The organism is Nocardiopsis kunsanensis DSM 44524 (assembly GCF_000340965.1).
GTDB lineage: Bacteria > Actinomycetota > Actinomycetes > Streptosporangiales > Streptosporangiaceae > Nocardiopsis > Nocardiopsis kunsanensis.
The window spans coordinates 35,354-56,577 of sequence record NZ_ANAY01000015.1 but is presented as its reverse complement, the minus strand read 5'-3'; the positions used below and the strand labels follow the sequence as shown (position 1 = coordinate 56,577).

Annotated in this window: 20 protein-coding genes and 1 tRNA gene; 10 read left to right on the top strand and 11 right to left on the bottom strand. The window is 69.8% G+C overall.

Features of this window, described 5'->3' with window-relative positions; all coding sequences use genetic code 11:
• The first annotated feature begins 226 nt into the window (after positions 1–226).
• Positions 227–1,069 (top strand): aminotransferase class IV, encoded by an 843-nt coding sequence (locus D456_RS0111955; protein WP_017576419.1) that lies wholly within the window; start codon positions 227–229, stop codon positions 1,067–1,069.
• Between the two features lie 184 nt (positions 1,070–1,253).
• Here D456_RS0111955 and D456_RS0111950 read toward each other — a convergent pair whose 3' ends face one another.
• On the bottom strand, positions 1,254–1,673 hold the full coding sequence (locus tag D456_RS0111950) for an SsgA family sporulation/cell division regulator (RefSeq protein WP_017576418.1): 420 nt from the start codon (positions 1,671–1,673) through the stop codon (positions 1,254–1,256).
• Positions 1,674–2,145: 472 nt separating this feature from the next.
• Between D456_RS0111950 and D456_RS0111945 the strand changes: the two genes are divergently transcribed.
• Positions 2,146–2,219 (top strand) — tRNA-Val (locus D456_RS0111945).
• 90 nt (positions 2,220–2,309) lie between these two features.
• On the opposite strand, the gene D456_RS0111940 is transcribed toward D456_RS0111945, so the two are convergent.
• The gene (locus D456_RS0111940; protein WP_017576417.1) at positions 2,310–2,624 is read right to left on the bottom strand and encodes a PGPGW domain-containing protein; all 315 of its coding nucleotides are present in this window, start codon (positions 2,622–2,624) and stop codon (positions 2,310–2,312) included.
• Between the two features lie 402 nt (positions 2,625–3,026).
• Here D456_RS0111940 and thrS point away from each other — a divergent pair, with 402 nt between their 5' ends.
• Entirely contained in the window at positions 3,027–5,000 is a 1,974-nt protein-coding gene (gene thrS / locus D456_RS0111935; RefSeq protein ID WP_017576416.1) for a threonine--tRNA ligase, read from the top strand.
• Positions 5,001–5,078: 78 nt separating this feature from the next.
• On the opposite strand, the gene D456_RS27090 is transcribed toward thrS, so the two are convergent.
• From D456_RS27090 to D456_RS0111910, 5 genes are all read right to left on the bottom strand, one after another.
• Positions 5,079–5,225 (bottom strand): hypothetical protein, encoded by a 147-nt coding sequence (locus tag D456_RS27090; RefSeq protein ID WP_017576415.1) that lies wholly within the window; start codon positions 5,223–5,225, stop codon positions 5,079–5,081.
• Positions 5,226–5,311: 86 nt separating this feature from the next.
• Positions 5,312–5,974, bottom strand: a complete 663-nt coding sequence (locus tag D456_RS0111925; protein WP_017576414.1) for a hypothetical protein — start codon at positions 5,972–5,974, stop codon at positions 5,312–5,314.
• A 259-nt stretch (positions 5,975–6,233) separates the two neighbouring features.
• Complete coding sequence (locus D456_RS0111920; RefSeq protein WP_017576413.1) at positions 6,234–7,391, bottom strand: acyl-CoA dehydrogenase family protein; 1,158 nt, start codon at positions 7,389–7,391, stop codon at positions 6,234–6,236.
• Positions 7,388–9,508, bottom strand: a complete 2,121-nt coding sequence (locus D456_RS0111915) for an ATP-binding protein (protein WP_026115789.1) — start codon at positions 9,506–9,508, stop codon at positions 7,388–7,390. The genes D456_RS0111920 and D456_RS0111915 overlap by 4 nt, the downstream gene beginning before the upstream one ends.
• A 5-nt stretch (positions 9,509–9,513) precedes the next feature.
• Positions 9,514–11,124, bottom strand: coding sequence for a carboxyl transferase domain-containing protein (locus D456_RS0111910; protein WP_017576411.1), 1,611 nt, complete (start codon positions 11,122–11,124; stop codon positions 9,514–9,516).
• A gap of 116 nt (positions 11,125–11,240) precedes the next feature.
• Here D456_RS0111910 and D456_RS0111905 point away from each other — a divergent pair, with 116 nt between their 5' ends.
• Positions 11,241–11,813 (top strand): SACE_7040 family transcriptional regulator, encoded by a 573-nt coding sequence (locus D456_RS0111905; RefSeq protein ID WP_017576410.1) that lies wholly within the window; start codon positions 11,241–11,243, stop codon positions 11,811–11,813.
• 128 nt (positions 11,814–11,941) lie between these two features.
• Here D456_RS0111905 and D456_RS0111900 read toward each other — a convergent pair whose 3' ends face one another.
• Complete coding sequence (locus D456_RS0111900; protein ID WP_230480052.1) at positions 11,942–12,364, bottom strand: hypothetical protein; 423 nt, start codon at positions 12,362–12,364, stop codon at positions 11,942–11,944.
• A 297-nt stretch (positions 12,365–12,661) separates the two neighbouring features.
• Here D456_RS0111900 and D456_RS0111895 point away from each other — a divergent pair, with 297 nt between their 5' ends.
• The gene (locus tag D456_RS0111895; RefSeq protein WP_040699175.1) at positions 12,662–14,032 is read left to right on the top strand and encodes an NAD(P)/FAD-dependent oxidoreductase; all 1,371 of its coding nucleotides are present in this window, start codon (positions 12,662–12,664) and stop codon (positions 14,030–14,032) included.
• Here D456_RS0111895 and D456_RS0111890 read toward each other — a convergent pair.
• A complete protein-coding gene (locus tag D456_RS0111890) occupies positions 14,023–14,679 on the bottom strand; it encodes a hypothetical protein (protein WP_017576407.1) in 657 nt (218 codons plus the stop codon). The genes D456_RS0111895 and D456_RS0111890 overlap by 10 nt on opposite strands.
• A gap of 43 nt (positions 14,680–14,722) precedes the next feature.
• Positions 14,723–15,013, bottom strand: a complete 291-nt coding sequence (locus D456_RS0111885) for a metal-sensitive transcriptional regulator (RefSeq protein WP_026115788.1) — start codon at positions 15,011–15,013, stop codon at positions 14,723–14,725.
• 322 nt (positions 15,014–15,335) lie between these two features.
• Between D456_RS0111885 and D456_RS0111880 the strand changes: the two genes are divergently transcribed.
• The 5 genes from D456_RS0111880 to D456_RS0111860 all read left to right on the top strand — a co-directional run bounded on the left by D456_RS0111880 (position 15,336) and on the right by D456_RS0111860 (position 20,516).
• Complete coding sequence (locus D456_RS0111880) at positions 15,336–15,581, top strand: DUF2630 family protein (protein WP_017576405.1); 246 nt, start codon at positions 15,336–15,338, stop codon at positions 15,579–15,581.
• A 75-nt stretch (positions 15,582–15,656) separates the two neighbouring features.
• Complete coding sequence (locus D456_RS0111875) at positions 15,657–16,391, top strand: DUF4126 domain-containing protein (RefSeq protein WP_017576404.1); 735 nt, start codon at positions 15,657–15,659, stop codon at positions 16,389–16,391.
• A complete protein-coding gene (locus D456_RS0111870) occupies positions 16,384–17,058 on the top strand; it encodes an HAD family hydrolase (RefSeq protein WP_026115787.1) in 675 nt (224 codons plus the stop codon). Before D456_RS0111875 ends, D456_RS0111870 begins: the two co-directional genes overlap by 8 nt.
• 118 nt (positions 17,059–17,176) lie before the next feature.
• On the top strand, positions 17,177–19,174 hold the full coding sequence (locus tag D456_RS0111865) for an acetoacetate--CoA ligase (RefSeq protein WP_017576402.1): 1,998 nt from the start codon (positions 17,177–17,179) through the stop codon (positions 19,172–19,174).
• An 82-nt stretch (positions 19,175–19,256) separates the two neighbouring features.
• A complete protein-coding gene (locus tag D456_RS0111860; RefSeq protein WP_017576401.1) occupies positions 19,257–20,516 on the top strand; it encodes a heparan-alpha-glucosaminide N-acetyltransferase domain-containing protein in 1,260 nt (419 codons plus the stop codon).
• A gap of 22 nt (positions 20,517–20,538) precedes the next feature.
• On the opposite strand, the gene D456_RS0111855 is transcribed toward D456_RS0111860, so the two are convergent.
• A complete protein-coding gene (locus D456_RS0111855; protein WP_017576400.1) occupies positions 20,539–21,222 on the bottom strand; it encodes a hypothetical protein in 684 nt (227 codons plus the stop codon).
• Positions 21,223–21,224: the final 2 nt, after the last annotated feature.

Sequence of the window (21,224 nt, the reverse complement as noted above, 5' to 3'; positions counted from 1 at the left end):
CCCACAACATGGCCCCGGCGGACCGTCCTCATCTCCCGTATCCCTGACCAGTAGGGATGATCGGCACAACTGGAGCCTGCGGCCGGTGCTGGACAGAGCCCTTGCCAGGACAAGGGTGCTGCGGGTAGCGCGGAGATTCCCTGCTGGGGCGGCCGTTCCTGTCGGGGTGGGAGGATCGAGGCCTGGCTGCTTCGACCAGTGCAGATGACCGATGGAGGGGTGTGCAATGAAGGTGTGGATCGCGGGCGCGGGCTTCGGCCGGGGTGCCGTTGTGGACCTGGCCGAGGCGCGTGTGCCCGTCACGGACCACGGGATCACGGTGGGCGACGGGGTTTTCGAGACGGTGCGGGCGACCGGCGGGCGTCCCTTCGCTCTGACCCGCCACCTCGGGCGCCTGGCACGTTCGGCCGAAGGCCTGGGGATGGCGGAGCCCGACCTGGACCTGGTCGCCGACGGGGTCGCCCGGGCCATCGCCGCCAACCCGGAACTGGACGACGCACGTGTGCGCATCACGGTGACCGACGGCGCCGGGCCGCTGGGCTCGGACCGCATCCCGGGCGAGCAGACCGTGATCGTGGCCCTGAGTGAATTCCCGGACATCCCCGAGCACTCCGATGTGGTGATCTCGCCGTGGCCGCGCAACGAGTTCGGGGCGCTGGCCGGTCTCAAGACCACCTCCTACGCCGACAACGTGCGCGCCGTCGCCTACGCGCGCGCCCAGGGGGCGAGCGAGGCGGTCTTCCCGAACGTGAGCGGGAACCTGTGCGAGGGCACGGGCAGCAACGTCTTCGTGGTTCTGGAGGGCCGCTTGGTCACGCCGCCGCTGTCCTCGGGCGCCCTGGCGGGGATCACGCGTGAGCTCGTCCTGGAGTGGTACGGCGCCCAGGAGGAGGACGTGCCGATGGAACGCCTTCCGGAGATCACCGAGGCGTTCCTGACCTCCACCGGGCGCGATGTGCAGCCGATCATGCACATCGACGGACGGCGGGTCTCGGCCGGGCCCGGTCCGATCTCGCGCAAGGCCGGAGAGGTCTTCGCCGAGTACGCGGCCCGTCACAGCGACCCCTGACCGTCGGGCAGCGGCGAGGGCCCCGTCCGCAGGGTGCCGAGCCGGAGCTCTCCGACGCGGGCAGGCGCGGGTGGCTGGGCGGGCCCGAGCCGAATGCGGGACCGGAGCAGATACAGCGGTGGTCCGGAGCAGAAACAGGGGGCGGCGAGTGCCGCCCCCTGCTGTGGTTCCGATGCGCTCCGGCTCAGGCCAGGTAGCGCTCGATCTCCTCGTCCAGGTCCACGTACGTGGCCTCCTGGCCGGCGGGAACGATCTCGTAGGTACGGTGCAGGAACTCCGCCAGCGGGGACACATGGGTGTCGAACTCGGCCTGGCCGAAGGGGGAGGAGAGCGCAATACTGACGCTGCGTTCTCCGCTGTCGTCCTTCGAGGGCCACACACGGACGTCCCCTTCACCGACGGGGCGCACGATCCCGACCGTGAGCAGTTCACGGGCGAAGATCCACTCGACGGGCTCGTCCTCGCCGGTGTGGAAGGCCACGCGGATCGCGTAGGGGTCGTCGGCGTTGTAGTCGAGCCGCGCGACCAGCGGGACCGAGGTGCGCTCGGGGACGACGAGCCGCAGACCCAGCTCGGCGGTGGCAGTTGTGTCGCTACTGTTCATGTTCGCCAAACCTCTTCTTGTCCGGCCCTGCTGTGCGGCGCGGGTCGGTGGTGCCGTCTCACTCGCTCCAACGCGGTCGTTCGCGGATCATGACGTGAGTACGGAGACTTTCTTCGGTCGTTGGGGACCGGTTCCTACGGGTCCGTGGTCCGGGCCCGTGCGCCGCAGGGCGGCTCCAGATCCTTCGTCACTGTAATGACCAGGGGAAACCAAAGATTTCCCCATATTGGGTGTCCCACGTCACGTAATGGTCATGTCGCGGGGGTGGCCGAGGGGCGCTACTGGAGCGTGAACCGCCTCGCAACCAGGACTTCGGGGGCCTCTGGTGGGGTTTTGACCCGCCCTGTGAAGTCTTGAGTGACCTCCATCACACCACGAGGTTCTCTCATGTGGTGTCCGATGGAACGAGCACCCCGAAACATGCGTTAGAGTTTTACATGTCCGACCGAGAGGGCGGACGGAGCAGCAGCTCGGGCGATTAGCTCAGTTGGCTAGAGCGCATCGTTCACACCGATGAGGTCACTGGTTCGAGTCCAGTATCGCCCACAAGCAGGGGGTCGGGCCACCGTTCGAGACGGTGGCCCGACTTTTTTCTGTGTACGGTCGGGTTGGTGTTCCTGTGGGGCCGGGACGGTCTCAGTCCGGGCCCGGGCCGTTCTTCCGGGTGGAGGCGGGCCGGTCCTTGGCTGCCTTGCGCTCTCGGCGGCGGCGCAGGAATTCCTCCTTGCGGCGCTCGGCGTACTGCTCGGCGCGCCAGGCCCACGTCCGCGCCGGTTGCAACAGCCGGTACGCCCACCGGAATTCCGTGCTCAGGATGAGCAGACCCATCAGCACGGCCGCGACCCCGGGGCCGGGGGTCACCAGGAAGACGATCCCGGCCAGGGCCACGACAGTGCCCACGGTGCCCACGAGGACGCGCCAGGGAAGGTGCAGAGCCGGGTGTGTGTGCATCCGTCGGCGGAAGAGCCGGAGCCGGGCCCTCAGCCGCCGCCAGCGGCGGCGGCGTACATGGTGTACCGCTGTTCTCTCCGGAGGCGGGTGCTCATGGGGTGGGCTCGAGGACATGCGCTCACATTCAGTCGAAGCCGGTGGCCGGTCGCAGCGGCTGAAGGGAAGATCGGCGTCTGTTGATTGTTACTGATCTTCTGGCCGTGATCAACGCTCTTCCAAGACGACCTAATCCCACTTTGTCTCATTTTGTCTGCTGTGACCGCATGCGATCGCCGGGATGTCCGTGGACAACCGATCAGCACCCCGTGGCGGAGCCGATAGCATCGAAGGAGCACGTCCGGCCCCCGCCGAGGCCCGGGCAGACGTGCGTTTCCCAGAGTTTCCGGATCCCTAGGAGTTATCGTGTCCGCCGCGCCTGAGCTGCACATCACCCTCGCCGGAACCCCGCGTGCGGTGGCGGCCACGACTACCGCAGGGCAGGCGCTGGAAGCCGATGGCAAGACCGTGATCGCGGCCCTGGTCAACGGAGAACCGCATGACCTCGCCCACGAGCTCACCGACGGCGACACCGTCGAGCCCGTCGCGATCGACTCGGAGGAGGGGCGTGCGATCCTGCGCCACTCCACCGCGCACGTCCTCGCCCAGGCCGTCCAGGAGCTGTTTCCCGAAGCCAAGCTGGGCATCGGCCCGCCCGTCGAGAACGGCTTCTACTACGACTTCGACGTCGCCGAACCGTTCACCCCGGCCGACCTCAAGGCCATCGAGAAGAAGATGCAGCAGATCCTCAAGCAGGGACAGCGCTTCGACCGGCGCGAGATCTCCGACGAGGACGCCCGTGCCGAACTGGCCACAGAGCCCTACAAGCTCGAGCTCATCGGCCTCAAGGGCGGCGCCGCCGAGGCGGCCGAAGGGGCATCGGCCGAGGTCGGTTCCGGCGGGTTGACCATCTACGACAACGTCCACCCGCGCACGGGCGAACTGTGCTGGAAGGACCTCTGCCGTGGGCCGCACGTGCCCACCACCAAGTCCATCCCTGCCTTCAAACTCATGCGCACCGCAGCCGCGTACTGGCGGGGCAAGGAGACCAACCCCCAGCTCCAGCGGGTCTACGGCACCGCATGGGAGAACAAGGACGCGCTCAAGGAGTACCTGACCTTCCTGGAGGAGGCCGAGAAGCGCGACCACCGCAAACTCGGCTCCGAGCTCGACCTGTTCTCCGTCCCCGACGAGATCGGTTCGGGGCTGGCGGTCTTCCACCCCAAGGGCGGCGTCGTGCGCCGGGTCATGGAGGACTACTCCCGCAAGCGGCACGAGGAGGGGGGATACGAGTTCGTCTACACCCCCCACGCCACCAAGAGCGCGCTCTTCGAGAAGTCGGGACACCTGGACTGGTACGCCGACGGCATGTACCCGCCCATGCAGCTCGACGGCGGCCAGGACTACTACCTCAAGCCGATGAACTGCCCGATGCACCACCTGATCTTCGACGCGCGCGGGCGCTCCTACCGTGAGCTGCCGCTGCGCCTGTTCGAGTTCGGCACCGTGTACCGGTACGAGAAGTCGGGCGTGGTGCACGGCCTGACCCGGGCCCGCGGGTTCACCCAGGACGACTCCCACATCTACTGCACCCGCGAACAGATGGCCGACGAGCTCGACTCGTTGCTCACCTTCGTGCTCGATCTGCTGCGCGACTACGGGCTCGACGACTTCTACCTGGAGCTGTCCACCAAGGACCCGGAGAAGTTCGTCGGCAGCGACGAGATCTGGGAGGAGTCCACCCGGGTTCTGCGCCAGGCCGCCGACAAACAGGGCCTGGAACTGGTCATGGACCCGGGCGGGGCCGCCTTCTACGGCCCGAAGGTCTCGGTGCAGGCCAGGGACGCCATCGGCCGCACATGGCAGATGTCCACCATCCAGGTCGACTTCAACATGCCCGAGCGCTTCGACCTTGAGTACACCGCAGCCGACGGCAGCCGCAGGAGGCCGGTGGTGATCCACCGTGCCCTGTTCGGTTCCATCGAGCGCTTCTTCGCAGTGCTGCTGGAGCACTACGCGGGTGCGTTCCCGGCGTGGCTGGCCCCGGTGCAGGCGGTGGGTATCCCGATCGCGGACGAGCACGTGCCCTACCTGCAGGAGGTCCGGGCGAAGCTGCGCGCCGAGGGCATCCGGGTGGAGGTCGACGCCGGCGACGACCGGATGCAGAAGAAGATCCGCAACGCCCAGAAACAGAAGGTGCCCTTCATGGTGCTGGCCGGCGACGACGACGTGGCCAAGGGCGCGGTGTCCTTCCGTTACCGTGACGGGACGCAGAACAACGGTGTGCCGGTCGACGAAGCGGTCGCCGAGATCGTGGCGGCGGTGCGCGAACACCGCTGACCGTCCGTCCCGTACGGGCACGGGGCGTCCACCTTCCCGGGTGGGCGCCCCGCTCTCGTGTTCGTGAGGGGGAAGGGTCTACTTCTCGGCGCTGTCCCCGTCGTCGAACAGGTCGGCGCGGGAGATCCGCGCAGTGGCGTTGGGGTCGGGGGTCTCTTCCTGCTCCTCGTCGTCGCGGAACAGGTCCTCACGGGAGATGCGATGCGTCGCGTTGGGGTCACTCATCAGCTCGTACTCCTTGTGGATCGTGGCATGCCGGATCCTATCGCTCCCTTCGGACACCGGACGTGCGTCGCTGTGCCCGGGACCGCTCAGTGTCCGGTACACCGTTCCCAGGTCTGTCGGGGAATGTGCTCGAGCAGGTCGATGAGGTAGTCGGCGGCGATGAGGGCGCGGTCGGGGGACAACCGCATGGGTGCCCAGGTGAGCACGTAACCGCCGGTGAACCGTACCGGGAGGGAACGTGACCTGGTGTCGGAGAGCAGCCAGGAGGTCAGCGTCCCGTCCAGGACCGATCGCGCGAACTCCGAGTCGCGACCGGTGGTCTGGAAGGCCGCCCCGAAGGGTGCGGCCCCGTCGGCGGTCCCGGGCTGCGGGGGGCGCCGCCGGATCTCCAGGTCGGTGCCGACCCCGGGTGTGCGCACGGCCACCACGCGGTGGGTGTGCTCGACGTGGGCCACGCCCTGCTCGGTGGCGACCGGAACGCTCTGCACGTGCTCGAAGGCGGTCACCCGGTACACACCCTGCCGCCCGTCGAGGACGTGCTGGTGGCGTGCTCTGCGGACCCCGGGTTCGGTGGGCAGCGCGGCCTCGCCCAGGGGCGCCGGGTGCCGGTCGGTGTAGTCCCAACCGTTGTCGCGGGCCCAGGCGCGCAGCTCGCCGCCCCGGTCCTTGCGGAAGTGTGCGGCGATCGTGATGGCACCCACGGAGGCCACGACCACGACCAGCGCGATCGTCGGCAGGACGCCTTCCATCGGTACTCCTGCAGCTGGGGAGCGGTGGGGTGCGGGCAACCCCCGGAGGGTGGCGGGTCCTCGGAGGCAAGGGACCCGGATCGGTCTTCGCCTCCATTCTGTTCCGGCCGGGCACTGTTGTCACCCCTCGGAAGTGGCCGGAAGGGGACGGCCCGGGCCGTCCCCTTCCGGCTGCGGGGCAGCGAAGGCCGGGGCGGGCGCAGCGGTCCGCCCCGGCCTGCACGGTGCTGTACAGGCGGTGCTGTACGGGCGCCTGACCCTACGCGGGCAGGTCCAACTCCCGGGCGATGAGCATCTTCTGCACCTCGCTGGTGCCCTCGCCGATCTCCAGGATCTTCGCGTCCCGGTAGAAGCGGCCGACCGGGTAATCGGTCATGAACCCGTACCCGCCGAAGACCTGAGTGGCGTCCCGGGCGTTGTCCATGGCGGCGTTGGAGGCCACCAGCTTGGCGATGGCCGCTTCCTTCTTGAACGGCTCGCCCGCCAACATCCGTGAGGCCGCGTCGTAGTAGGCCAGGCGTGCTGTGTACGCACGGGACTCCATCTCGGCGATCTTGAACTGGATCGCCTGGTACTGGCCGATGCGGTGCCCGAAGGCCTCGCGTTCGTGGGCATAGCGCACGCTCTCGTCCACACAGCCCTGAGCCAACCCCACCGACAGTGCGGCGATGGCGATACGGCCCTCGTCCAGGATGCGCAGGAACTGGGCGTAGCCCCGCCCGCGCTCACCCAAGAGGTTGGCCTCGGGCACGCGGCAGTCCTCGAAGACCAGCTCGTTGGTGTCGGAGGCGTTCCACCCGACCTTGGAGTACTTCTGGCCGAGGCTGAACCCGGGGGTGCCCGCCGGGACCAGGATCGAGGAGATCTCCGGCCGCCCGTCGGAGCGCTGCCCGGTCACCGCGGTCACCGTCACCAGCGAGGTGACGTCGGTCCCGGAGTTGGTGATGAAGGACTTCGTGCCGTTGATGACCCACTCGCCGCCCTCCAGACGCGCGGTGGTGCGGGTGGCCCCGGCGTCGGAGCCGCCGTCGGGCTCGGTCAGCCCGAACGCGCCCAGGGCCCGGCCCGAGCACAGGTCCGGCAGGTAGGTCTTCTTCTGTTCGGCGGTCCCGAACCGGTGGATCGGCATCGCGCCCAACGACACCCCGGCCTCCAGGGTGATGGCCACCGAGGAGTCGACCCGGGCGAGCTCTTCCAGGGCCAGGCACAACGCGAAGTAGTCCCCGCCCATGCCCTCGTGCTCCTCGGGGAAGGGCAGACCGAACAGGCCCATCTGCCCCATCTTGGCGACGATGTCGTAGGGGAAGGCCGAACGCTCGTAGAAGTCGCCGATGACAGGGGCGACCTCGGTACGGGCGAACTCCTCCACGGCGGCTCGGAGGTCGGCGTGTTCGGTGGACAGTTCGTGGCGGTTCAACGCTGCTCCTCGCTGGTGGCGGGGGTAGGGGCCGCCGACGCCTCGTGGGCGCCGGCGGCGGGATCGGGTGTGACGGTGACCAGGACGGCGTCCATGGGCACCGGGGCGCCGGGGGCGACCGCCACGGCTGTGACGGTTCCGTCGACGGTGGAAGGCACCGCGTGCTCCATCTTCATCGCCTCGACCACGGCCAGTGTGGTCCCGGCAGTGACCTCCTGGCCGGTCTCGACCGGCACGTCCAGGACGGTTCCGGGCATGGGGCTGCGAACGGTGCCGTCGGCTGCGGACTCGTCCTCTCGCAACGCCGCAGCGACCGGTTCCTCGTGCAGGGTCCAGGCGACACCGCCGGCGCCCACCCAGCGGTGGGCGCTCTCGGGATCGGCCGCCCGTGCGAAGGTGCGGGTGCGTCCGGCACGGGTCACGGTCAACCGGGTGCCGTCGGCGCTGCGGCGGGCCCGCGCCGGGACCGGCTCACCGCCGTCCACCCCGACCTCGAACTCGTCGCCGCTGCGCCGCACCCGCACCACGGTCGAGTCCTGGCGCGGTGCCCGCAACCGCCACGGGGTCCAGGCGCTCCCACCCATGCGCCAGCCGTCGGGCAGGCAGAACCGGTCGGCAGGCGGTTCCCCCTCCGGTTCCAGGTCCAACTGCAGGTCCAACGCCACCGCGGCCTGGACGTGTTCGGGTGCCTGCCCGGGCGCGGCCTCGGGAGGGTCGGTCTCGATGAGGTCGGTGCTCAGATCGCCGGCCACCACCCGTGGATGGCGCAGCAACCGCCGCAGGTAGGCGGTGTTGGTCACGCACCCCAACAGCAGGTAGGAACCCAGGGCGCCGTCCATGCGGTGCAGCGCCTCAGCGCGGTCGGGGCCCCACGTGATGATCTTGGCGAGCATGGGATCGAAGTCGGAGGTGACGACGGTGCCCTCCGTGATCCCGGAGTCCACGCGTGTCCCCTCGCCGCGGGGCTCGGCCAGCGACAGCACCGGGCCGCCGCTGGGCAGGAACCCGTGATCGGCGTCCTCGGCGTAGACCCGGCACTCCACCGCGTGCCCGTGCATCGACACCTGATCCTGGCCGAAGGCCAGCGGCTCGCCCCGGGCGACCCGCACCTGCAGCTCGACCAGGTCGACCCCGCGTACGCCGTCCACGGCCACGACCTCCTCGGTGACGGGGTGCTCGACCTGCAGGCGGGTGTTCATCTCCAGGAAGGAGAAGGACACCTCGCCGCCCGGGCCGGTGTCGGCGATGAACTCGACGGTGCCGGCGCCCACGTACCCGCAGGCCTTGGCGGCGGCCACGGCCGCCTGCCCCATCCGGGCGCGCTGCTCCTCGGTCAACAGCGGGGAGGGCGCCTCCTCCACGACCTTCTGGTGGCGCCGTTGCAGGCTGCACTCGCGTTCACCCAGGTGCAGAACGTTGCCGTGGGTGTCGGCGAGCACCTGCACCTCGATGTGGCGTGGCCGCTGCACGAGGCGTTCCACGAGCAGCGTGTCGTCACCGAAGGAGGCCCGGGCCTCCCGGCGGGCGGCCGCGGCGTCGGCGAGCAGGGTCTCGGAGGAGTGCACGGCCCGCATGCCCTTCCCGCCGCCGCCGGCGGAGGGCTTGAGCAGAAGCGGGTACCCGGTCTCCTCGGCACGGCGCAGGAGCTCCTCGCCGGTCAGGGGTTCACCGGGGTCCTCGGTGAAACCGCCCAGCACCGGGACCCCCGCGGCGGCCACCGTCTCCTTGGCCCGGATCTTGTCGCCCATCTCCTCGATCGCCTCGGCGGGCGGACCGATCCACACCAGACCGGCGTCGGCGACCGCACGCGCGAACTCGGCGTTCTCCGACAGGAACCCGTAACCGGGGTGGACCATACCGGCCCCGGTCTCGTGTGCGGCGGCCACCACGGCCGCTGCGTCGAGGTAGGAGGGGACCCGGGCGGCGGTGTCGGCTGCGAGGGTGTGCGGGGCGTCGGCGTCGGCGTCGGTGTGCACCGCCACCGTGCCGATGCCCATACGGGTCAGGGTGCGCATCACGCGCAGGGCGATCTCTCCCCGGTTGGCGACCAGAACGGTCGGCAGGGACGTCGTGCTCAAACTGTCTCCAGTGCGGCGCTGCGGGCTCGGTTCGGTCATGGGGATCACATCCGGAAGACGCCGTAGCCCACGGGCTCCAGCGGTGTGTGGCGGGCGGCCGACAGAGCCATGGCGAGCACGTCACGGGTGTCGGCAGGGTCGATCACACCGTCGTCCCACAGGCGGGCGGTCGAGTAGTAGGGGCTGCCCTGCTCCTCGTACTGGTCGCGGACGGGGGCCTTGAAGGACTCCTCGTCCTCGGTCGACCACTCCTGCCCGCGCGCCTCCATCTGGTCGCGGCGCACGGTCGAGAGCACCGACGCGGCCTGCTCCCCGCCCATGACGGAGATCCGGGCGTTGGGCCACATCCACAGGAACCGGGGCGAGTAGGCGCGGCCGCACATGCTGTAGTTGCCGGCGCCGAAGGAACCGCCGATGACGACGGTGAACTTGGGGACCCGGGCGCAGGCCACGGCGGTGACCATCTTCGCGCCGTGCTTGGCGATACCCCCGGCCTCGTAGTCGCGCCCGACCATGAACCCGGAGATGTTCTGCAGGAATACCAGCGGGATGCCGCGCCGGTCGCACAGTTCGATGAAGTGGGCGCCCTTGAGGGCGGACTCGCCGAACAGGATCCCGTTGTTGGCGATGATCCCCACCGGGTGCCCGTGCAGGTGGGCGAACCCGGTCACCAGGGTGGTGCCGTACTCGGCCTTGAACTCGGTGAACTCACTGCCGTCCACGACACGGCCGATGACCTCGCGCACGTCGTAGGGGGTACGGGTGTCGGAGGGCACGACCCCGTACAGCTCCTCGGGGTCGAGCTTCGGCGGGACCGGTGTACGTGTCTCCCACGCGGGCTCGTCGGGCGGGCCGAGGGTGTCGGCGATGCGGCGGACCTGGTGCAGGGCGTCGGCGTCGTCGTCGGCCAGGTGGTCGGTCACCCCGGACACCCGCGTGTGCAGGTCGCCCCCGCCCAGTTCCTCGGCGCTGACGACCTCCCCGGTGGCGGCTCTGACCAGGGGAGGGCCGCCCAGGAAGATCGTTCCCTGTTCCCGGACGATGACGGCCTCGTCGCTCATGGCGGGCACGTAGGCGCCGCCGGCGGTGCACGAGCCCAGGACCGCGGCGACCTGGGGGATCCCCAGCTGCGACATCGTCGCCTGGTTGTAGAAGATGCGGCCGAAGTGTTCCCGGTCGGGGAAGACCTCGTCCTGCATCGGCAGGAATGCCCCACCGGAGTCGGCGAGATAGACGCAGGGGAGCCGGTTGTGCAGTGCCACTTCCTGGGCACGCAGGTGTTTCTTGACCGTCATCGGGTAGTAGCTGCCGCCCTTGACGGTGGCGTCGTTGGCCACGATCACGGTCGGACGCCCGGCGACCCGGCCGATCCCGGCGATGATCCCGGCGCCTGGGGCGTCGTTGCCGTCGGAACCGTACATGCCGTGCGCGGCCAGGGGAGCGATCTCCAGGAACGGCGAACCGGGGTCGAGGAGGAGGTCGACGCGCTCGCGAGGCAGGAGTTTGCCCCGCTCGACATGGCGTGTACGGGCCTTTTCCGGTCCGCCCAGGGCCGCGGTGGCGATGCGTTCGCGCAGCTGCGTGGCCAGAGCGCGGTTCGCGGCGTCGTTGGCTGCGAACGCGGGCCCGGCGGGGTCGACCGCCGAGCCGAGCACAGGTGCCCTGCTCATGGTTTCCTCTCGGGGAGGGTGTTAACGATCACTAACAGCGGTGATGTTAATGATTACTAACATAGGTGTCCAGGCCTTGGACGGACGAGAACAGGGAGCACATGGTGGCCAGACCCACGGGCGGACGCCGGGCGGACATCCTGGTCGCGGCGGCCGAACTCTTCGCCGAGCACGGTTACCGGGGTGTGACCATCGACGATCTCGGGCGCGCCGTCGGCACCACCGGCCCGGCCCTGTACCGGCATTTCCCCGGGAAGGAGGCGCTCCTGGGGCAGGTCCTGGTCGAGATCAGCGCGCGCCTGTCCCGCCAGGGCGAGGAGCTCCTCGCCCGCGCCGTCGGTCCCGACCACGCACTCGATCTGCTTCTGCGCGGACACATCGCCTTCGCGCTCGACGAGCCGGCGCTCATCACCGTGCACGACCGGGAGCTGGGCAACCTCACACCCGAGGACCGTGCCCGGGTGCGGCGGCTGCAGCGCGGCTACGTCGAGCAGTGGGTCGGGGTCCTGGCCGATCTGCTCCCGGAGGAGTCCCGGTCCGTCCTGCGCGCCTCGGTACACGCCGCCTTCGGGCTGCTCAACTCCACCCCGCACAGCCGCGGCACGGTCGGGCGCGAGGCCATGGCCGAGCTGCTGTTCGCCATGGGGCGCGCGGCGCTCGTCCGGGACCGCTGACACGCAGACCGGGGCGGCGGGGAGGGCCTGCGCCCCGCGGAAGGACGTGCAGGACCGGGAGCGCCCATGAGAGAAGGGACGGCCGCCCTCGCGGGTCGACCGCCCCTTTCACGAGCGGGGATGATTCCTCACTGCCCGGCCGGGTCGGTGTCAGCGCCCTCGGTGGGTGTTTCTTCGGTGGGAGCTTCTTCCTGTGCGATCGGGAGCTGTTCGAGCGGATTGCCGGCCTGGGTTCCTTCCTCGGCGGGAGCCTCTTCGGCCGGTGCTTCTTCCTGTGCGATCGGGAGCTGTTCGAGCGGGTTCCCGGCCTGGGTTCCTTCCTCGGCGGGAGCCTCTTCGGCCGGTGCTTCCGTGGCCGGGCCGGGGTTCTCGGCCCCTTCCCCGCCCTCCTGCGCCTCCAGGAACTGCTCGTCCGCTTCCTGGCTGACCGGCTCGTCGTTCACCGACGGAGCGTCGAACTCCTGCGGGGCCGCGTAGGCCGCACCGGCGCCGAAGACACTCATCCCACCGGCCAGCATCGTCGCGGCCGTGATCTTGCTAAAAGCACGCATGGTGCTCCAGTCCTTCACTACTCGAGTCAGCGCGATAAGTTATCGCCCCGTTACATAGGGTGACACAGGCGTGTGTGTTCCCGGCCAATTCCATGGACCGGACGGGTCAAGAAGCCGTCCGGTTTTCCGGGCGTCCTGCAACCGGGGGCAAAGTCTGTGGAACCTCTTGTGTGGGAGCAAAGGGAACGGCCGCCCCGGTCGTACATTCGGCCCCGGTGGGTACACCAGGTCCCAGCGGCCTCACACGAGCCGCCCAGGACGACGTCCCGCCCCCGATGAGTAAGGAGCGGTGTACATATGTCTCGGCCTCGGATCGTGGTGGTCGGAGCGGGCTTCGGTGGCCTGCAGGCGCTCCGGCATCTCGAACGTCGCATCCCGAGCGGGGCGGCCGATCTCTCCTTGATCGCGCCGAACGACTACATGCTCTACAGCCCCCTGCTGCCGCAGGTGGCGTCCGGGATGCTCACCCCGCAGTCGGTCGCCATGTCCGTGCACAGGATGACCCGGGAGAGCCAGTTCATCCCCGGCCACGCGGTCGGTGTCGACACCTCGGACCGGACCGTGGTCGTACAGCGGCCCACCGGGGAGTTCGCGCCGGTACCCTACGACCGCCTCGTGCTGGCCCCTGGGAGCCTCACCCGTGCTTTCGACATCCCGGGCCTGACCGAGTTCGCCTACGGCAACAAGACCCTGGCCGAGGCGGTGTTGCTGCGCGACCACGTGCTCGGCCAGCTCGAACTGGCCAACGACAGCCGGGACCCGGTCGAACGCGAGGAACGCTGCCGGTTCGTCGTGGTCGGCGGCGGTTACACCGGGGTGGAGACCGCAGCCTCCCTCAAGCGACTGTGCGAAGAAGCGGCCCTTCGCTACCCGGAGTTGCGTTCGGAGATCCGCTGGCACCTGGTGGACATCGCCCCCAAGGTCCTACCCGAGCTCGGTGACCGCCTCGGCCGCAAGGCGCTCACACTCCTGCGCAACCTCGGCATCGAGGTCAAACTCAAGGTCACCGTGCGTGAGGTGACCCCCGACAAGGTCGTACTCACCGACGGCCGGGCCCTACCGTCCCGGACACTGATCTGGACCGCCGGGGTCTCGCCCAGCCCGCTCATGGGCACACTCGACAAACCCACTCAGGGCGGCCGTCTGGAGGTCGACACCGACCTGCGTGTCCCAGGGCTGCCGGAGGTCTTCGCGATCGGGGACGCGGCCGCCGTGCCCAACGTCGCCGAGCCGAACGGGTCGTACTGCCCGCCCACGGCGCAGTACGCGACCCGCCAGGCCGACACGGTCGCGCACAACGTCGTCAACTCGATCCTGGGCCGTCCGCTGAAGGAGTTCCGGCACAAGGACCTCGGGTTGGTGGTGGACCTCAGCGGAAAGGACGCGCTCGCGCGGATCCTCAAGTTGGAGCTGAGCGGTTGTTCCGCCCTGGCGGCCACACGCGGGTACCACCTGTTGGCGACCCCCTCCAACACGGCCCGCGCCCGCATCATGGCCAACTGGGCGATCCGCGGCCTCACCGGAGGGGAGATCTCCCGGCTCGGCTTCGCCGACGACGGGCAACCCGCCTCGTTCGTGGCCAACGAGGACGTGGAGTACATGGACGCCGAGAAGGCCCGGAGCGAGGGGGCACGGTTGCTGGAGAACATGAAGGAGCGTTACGGGTAGTTCTGCTCCTCGGACTGTTGCCGGCGCCGCGCGTTCCGGGACAGCAGGATGATGACGGTCGTCGACACGCCTAGTGCGGTCACGGCCGTGATCACCTGCCACGGCTCGAAACGGCCCTCGAGGTCTGCCAGGAAACGCCGGGTCGCGGACTCCGGATCGAGCAGGAGAGCCCCCACGGCCAGGGCACACAGGGCCACGGTGGCGGCGAACACGGCGGTCTTCGTGGCACCGGACAGGCCCAGGCGGCGGCGCACCACCCCTCCGGCCTCGATGATCCTGGTCATCCGGAAGACGGGCAGGGTTCCGGCAACACGCAACAGACGCAGGAGCTGGGCGGGCCCCAGCGTGAAGACCACGGCCGGAAGGGTCACGGCCGCCACGAACGTGCTCCACCGGTTCGCGCGCAGCCACTTGAGCTTGTCCTCGGCGAAGACGATCAACAGGATCCACTCGGCCCACAGGATCACACCGGCGGCCACATTGGCCCAGGAACCGATGCGGGCCCACACGCCCTCGGCCCACACGGTCAGCAGCACGGCCGGGACGGACACGATCGCGGCGATCAGGACGGGGGTGGCCAACCGGCGCTGCAACACGCGTGAGAGGTGGTTGGCTTCTTCGGGGGAAGGGCGCTGCTCAGGGGGCATACAACAACGTTAACGCCGCTCGTGTGTCTCTGCCCTGTTCGGGTCAGGAACGCACGAGGCGGGCGATGGCGTCGGAGGCTTCGCGGACCTTCTCGTCGGCCTCGTCGCCGCCGTTGGCCACTGCGTGGGCGACGCAGTGCTTGAGGTGCTCGTCCAGCATGGAGAGCGCGAACGAACGCAGGGCCTTGTTCACCGCGGAGGTCTGGGTGAGGACATCGATGCAGTACTGGTCGTCCTCGACCATGCGCTGGAGTCCGCGGATCTGCCCCTCGATCCGACGCAGCCGGTTGAGGTGCTTCTGTTTGTCGTCGCTGTAACCGTGCTTGCCCGCCATGGTCTCGCTTCCCTGTTGTTCCTGCTCAGGTGCCATAACAATACCCCCTCAAGGTATGAAACGACGGAGGTCCCGGCCCTGTTCCGCGGGCAGCCGGTCGCTTTTCGAGTGCTTCTCCACCGAATCCGTCCGTAGGAGGAGTTTGTCAGACGGTGCGAGGCATCCGGCCTCGGATCGGGCGGGGCGTCCGGCCCTGGCGGGCCGGTGCGTGGCACAGGGCCCGCCGCGGCCGGACCGCCCGCACGTAAACGTTCGGTGCGGGGCGGGTAACAGCGCCACAGTGATCCTTGACCGGGTCGGCCGGCCTGCCGACCATGGCCCTATGAGCGACACGGGCGAGAAGGACATCATGACCACCATCCGGGGCCTGATCGACGAGGAGCACACCCTGCGCTCCGACCCCGAGGGCCTCGACGACGAGGAACGGCGCCGGATGCAGGAGGTCGAGGTGGCGCTCGACCAGTGCTGGGACCTGTTGCGCCGTCGCCGTGCCCGCGCCGAGTACGGGCAGGACCCCGACGACACCCGCAGCCGTCCGGCCTCCGAGGTGGAAGGTTATCGGCAATAGCCGGGGGCGGCGAACCTTCTCCTCTCCGCAGGCGTCTGTCACCAGTGCACGCTCCGGAGCGCTCGAAGGACCCGCATGCTCGCCACCCTCACCGGCCTCGGCCTGTCCGCCTCGGCCGGGCTCAACGCCTACATCCCCCTCCTGACGGTCGGCCTGATGGCCCGTTACACCGATGCCGTGCCTCTGGGACAGGCCTGGCAGTGGATCGAACACCCCGCCACCCTCGCCGTCCTCGGTGTGCTCCTCGCCGTCGAACTGATCGCCGACAAGGTCCCGGCCCTGGACCATCTCAACGACACGCTCCAGACCTTCGTGCGGCCCACCTCCGGCGGCATCACCTTCGCCGCGGGCAGCACGGCCGTACCGCTCGGCGAGATCGCCGGGGAGGCCTCGGCAGGGGCCGAGGGCAGTGGCGGACCCGCATGGGGCGCGCTCCTCGCCGGCTGCCTCGTCGCCCTGGCCCTCCACGCCGTCAAGACCCTCGCCCGGCCCATGGCCAACACCGCCACGCTCGGCTGCGCCGCCCCCGTGCTCTCGGCCGTGGAGGACGCTGTGAGCTTCGCGACCTCGCTGCTCGCGGTGGTGGTTCCCCTGCTCGTCCTCGTGATCCTGCCACTCGTGGTGCTCGGCGGGTTCCTCCTCCTGCGGCGGCGCCGTGCCCGCGCGCCCCGTCCGACCGGCGTCCCCGCTCCCGAGGACCCCGAGGTCCCCGGCCCCTGGCTCCCGGGGCCGGGCCCCGGGGAGAGCGTGGTGACTGACAGCGCATACCGTCACCCGGCCATCGGGCCGTACAGTTCCTCCGATGACTGAATTGAGTTTCGACCGGAGCAACATCACACACATCGTCTGGGACTGGAACGGCACGCTCCTGGACGACAACCACGCCAACCTCGCCGCCGTCAACGCCGTCTGCTCGACCTTCGGCCGCGAACCCGTGGAGATGGACCACTGGCGCACGGTGTTCCGCCGCCCTCTCGTCTCCTGCTACGAGGAGCTCCTCGGCCGTCCCTTCGCCGACGGGGAATGGGAACGGGTCGAGCAGCTCTACGAGGAGGGCTACCGGCACCACCTGCCCACCTGCGAGCTCGCCGACGGGGTCCCCGACGTGCTGCACACCTGGGCCGGCGGGGGCGGTACCCAGTCGCTGCTGTCCATGGCCGGCCACGACCACCTCGTCCCCCTGGTGACCGAACGCGGCCTCGCCCACCACTTCACCCGGATGGACGGTCGCCGCTTCACCACCGAGCACGACTCCAAGGCCGAGCACCTGTTCCACCACCTCGACAACCAGGGCATCGACCCCGCCCAGGTCGTGCTCATCGGTGACATCGACGACGACGCCCGCGCCGCACAGGAAGCCGGGGCACAGCCGATCCTGGTCTCCAGCGGGCTCATGTCGCGCGACCGGCTCGTGGCCACCGGAGCCCCCGTGGTGGACACCCCTGTCGCCGCCGTCGCAGCACTGCGGGGAGCCTGACCAGGTCCGACGTCCACCCCGGTCGCCGACGGCGCAGGACGGAACGTTAGCGTGACCATAATGTGTTGTCAGACAGGTCTCACAACACGACATGCCACGTCGAACGGAAGGCGTACCAATGACGGAGAGCGGCGTGCCCCGCGTGCTCTGGGAGCCGGGCGAGAGCATGCTCGAGTCCGCCAACATCGTCGAGTTCGCCCGCTGGGCCGAGCGCACCAAGGGTGTGCGCGCCTTCGGTGAACGAGCGGGCGCGGAGGGAACGTTGGACTACGACGCCCTCTGGCGTTGGTCGACCACCGACATCGAGGACTTCTGGGCTGCGATCTGGGAGTACTACGGGGTCGAGTCCGAGACCCCTTACGAACAGGTACTCACCGAACGGGTCATGCCCGGCGCCGAATGGTTCCCCGGAGCCACCCTCAACTACGCCCGGCAGGTCTTCGAGGGACGTGACCCCGACACCGTCGCGATCCGTCACGCCACCGAACTGCGGCCGGTGGGGGAGTGGACCTGGGGTGAACTGCGCCGGCGTACCGCCGCTATCGCCGCCGGGCTGCGCGAGAAGGGGGTGGGCCCCGGCGACCGGGTCGCCGCCTACCTGCCGAACCTGCCCGAGACCGTCGCCGCGTTCTACGCCGTCGCCTCCCTCGGCGCCGTGTGGTCCTCCTGCTCGCCCGACTTCGGGGTCCGCAGCGTCATCGACCGGTTCGCGCAGATCGAACCGAAGGTCCTGCTGGCAGTGGACGGTTACCGCTACGGCGGCAAGGACTTCGACCGGCGCGGGGTCGTCGCCGAACTGCGCGAGGCCATGCCCACGGTCGAACACACCGTCCTCCTCGACCAGCTCCACCCCGGGGAGGACGCCGAGGGCACCATCCCCTGGGCCGATCTGGAGGCCTCCGGTGCCGGCGCGGATCTGGAGTTCACCCCCGTGGCCTTCGACCACCCCCTCTGGGTGCTGTACTCCTCCGGCACCACCGGCCTGCCCAAGGCGATCGTGCAGGGTCACGGCGGGATCCTCCTCGAACAGCTCAAGAACCTCCACCTGCACCTGGACGCACGCTCCGACGACCGTGTCTTCTGGTACACCACCACCGGGTGGATGATGTGGAACTTCCTGGTGAGCGTGTTGCTGACCCGGGCCTCCATCGTGCTGTACGACGGCAGCCCCGCCGCGCCCGACCTCAACGGGCTGTGGGACCTGGCCGCCGAGACCGGGGTGACCCTGTTCGGCGCCAGTGCCGGGTTCCTGTCCTCCTGCATGAAGGAGGGCGTGCACCCCACCCGCGGCCGCGACCTGTCGAGGATGCGGGGGATCGGCTCCACCGGTTCCCCGCTCAGCCCCGAGGCGTTCTCGTGGGTCTACGAGGAGTTCGGCTCGGACCTGTGGCTGTTCTCCACCAGCGGCGGTACGGACGTGTGCAGCTGCCTGGTCGGCGGGACCCCCACCTTGCCCGTCCACGAGGGCGAGATCCAGTCCCGCGGGCTGGGGATGGCTGTGGAGGCCTGGGACCCCGAGGGGCGCCCGCTCACCGGCGAGGTCGGTGAGCTCGTCGTGACACAGCCGGCGCCGTCCATGCCCGTGTTCTTCTGGGGTGACGAGTCGGGGGAGCGGCTGCACGACAGCTACTTCTCCATGTACCCCGGCATCTGGCGCCACGGCGACTGGATCGAGATCACCGAGCGCGGGACCGCGGTCATCTACGGGCGCTCGGACTCCACGATCAACCGGGGCGGGGTGCGTATGGGCACCAGCGAGATCTACCGCGCCGTCCTGGCCCTGGATGAGGTGCTCGACGCGCTCGTGGTCGACGTGCCACAGGGCGACGGCTCCTCCAGGATCGAGCTCTTCACGGTGTTGCGCGAGGGCGCCGACCTGGAGGGGGACCTGCCCAAGGAGATCGCCCGGCGTATCCGCACCGACTGCTCACCGCGCCACGTACCCGACCGGGTGCGGGCGATCGGGTCGGTGCCGCGCACGCTCTCCGGCAAGACCCTGGAGGTGCCGGTCAAACGCATCCTCATGGGTGAGCCCGCGGAGAAGGTCGCCAGCCGCGACTCCCTGGCCAACCCGGAGGCGCTGGACCACTTCAGCTCCCTCGCGGCCGGCGAGTAGGGCCGGCCGGGCGGAGCAGCCCGGACCCGTGTCCCGGGACCGCCGGGTACCGGGACACGGACGTGTGCATAGGCTGGCCGTCGTGGCTGAGAACCGAACGGGCGCCGACGCCCCGAAGAGACCGGCACGGGCCCGCATCGACGGGATCGACGCTGCCCGGGCCCTGGCCGTCCTCGGGATGTTCGTGGTCCACGTCAGTGCGGATTCGTTCGGGTTGCTGGACCCGGACGGTGCGGGCAGGGCCGTGCACGACCTGGTGCGGGGCAACTCCTCCGCGCTCTTCGCGTTCCTGGCGGGACTGTCCCTGGCGCTGATGACCGGTCGCACGCGACCGCTCTCCGGTGAACCCCTGCGCCTGGTCGTGGTCAAGGTGCTGACACGGGCGCTGGTCCTCGGCCTGCTCGGGTTGGTGCTGGACGTGCTGGCGGCGCCGGTGGCCGTCATCCTGGCCTACTACGCCGGATTCTTCGTGCTCGCGCTGCCCCTGGTGAAGCTGGGGGCGGGTGCTCTGGTGTGGGCGGCCGCGGGCCTGGCGGCCGTGGGGCCGCCGCTGTCCTTCCTGCTGCGACAGGACCTGGTGTCTCCGCGCACCCCGCAGGGTGCGCTCTCGTCGCTGCCGGAGTTCCTACTCACCGGTTATTACCCGGCGATCACCTTCATGGTGTACGTGTTCGCGGGCATGGCCGTGGGGCGGCTGGACCTGGGCGCGGCCGCGACCCGGGTGCGGCTGCTGGTGACCGGTGCCGTGCTGACCGCGTTCGGGTACGCGGGCTCCTGGATCGCGCTGCACGTGTTCGGCGGGCTGGACCGGCTCGCGCAGGAGTCCGTTTCCTCCCTCGGCTACCCGGCGGTGATCACCGAGGACCCACAGCTGCGCGAGAACCTGCACGAACAGGTCATGGACGAGGCGTACTCGATCTCCGGCCAGGTCCCCACCGATTCCTGGTGGTGGTTGGCGGTCGGCACCCCGCACACCGGGACCCATTTCGAGATGGCCGAGTCCGTGGGCCAGGCCCTCCTGGTGCTGGTGGTGTGCTTGTGGCTCGCCGAGCGCGCGCGCATCCTGATGTATCCGCTGACCTCGGTGGGGCGTATGCCGTTGACGATCTACGCAGGACACCTGTTCGTGCTCGCCGTGGTCGTCGCTGCGCTCGGGCCCATGGACTGGTACACGCCGTGGCTCCTGGAGAGCCTCGTGCTCGGTGCGGTGGTCTTCGCCGTACTCTGGCGGCTCCTCCTCGGACGTGGCCCGCTGGAGAGGTTCCTGGGCCTGTGCGCGGACAACTTCGCCCTCCTCTACCAGGAGAACCGCCGCGACCGGTACGGGCCGTCCGCTTCCTGAGCCCGGTCCGGGCCCCGCGGCGTCAGTGCCCCGGACGGTGGATGTTCTCGGAGGTCCGGTCCTGGTGGGTGAGGGAGTTGGTGGTGGTGCGGGAGTTCTGCCGCATCAGACGGCGGGCGTCGTCGGCGGCCGAGCGCGCGACCTCGGGTCTGGCGACGGGGCGCTGGGAGAGTTCCGCGTCCTCGGGAAGGCCCAGTTCCATGGGCAGACCCGCGCGGCTCACCACACGCAGCTGCGCGGCCTCCTGGGAGTGGGAGGGGCGGATGTCGCCGTCGGGTGTGCGCCAGGCGGTGAGGCGGTGGCGCAGCCACGCGTCGCCGTGGTGCTCGGGGCCGGTCGGCCACACCACGTGGTCGGGCCGGTGGGCGAGTGCGTGGAGGACGTCGGCGACGGTCCACCCCGCCGAGAAGAAGCGGGCGGTCTCCTCACGCAGGAACACGAAGTCCACCCCGCGCAGGGACGGTTCCTCCCGACGCAGGTGTTCACAGGCCCGGTGCACGTCCGCGGGGGTGTGCCGCGGGCGGTGCAGGGGATCGGTCTCGGGGGGACGCAACAGCGTGTCGTCGACGTTCACGATGACCTCGCCGCGCCGTGTGTCCCAGATGCTCACCTCGTCGCGGGCCCACCCCTGGGACTCGGTCAGGGCCGTGGCCAACTTGCGCAGGTCGACCTGGTCGTCGTCGCTGCTGATCCGGAACTCCGCCATGC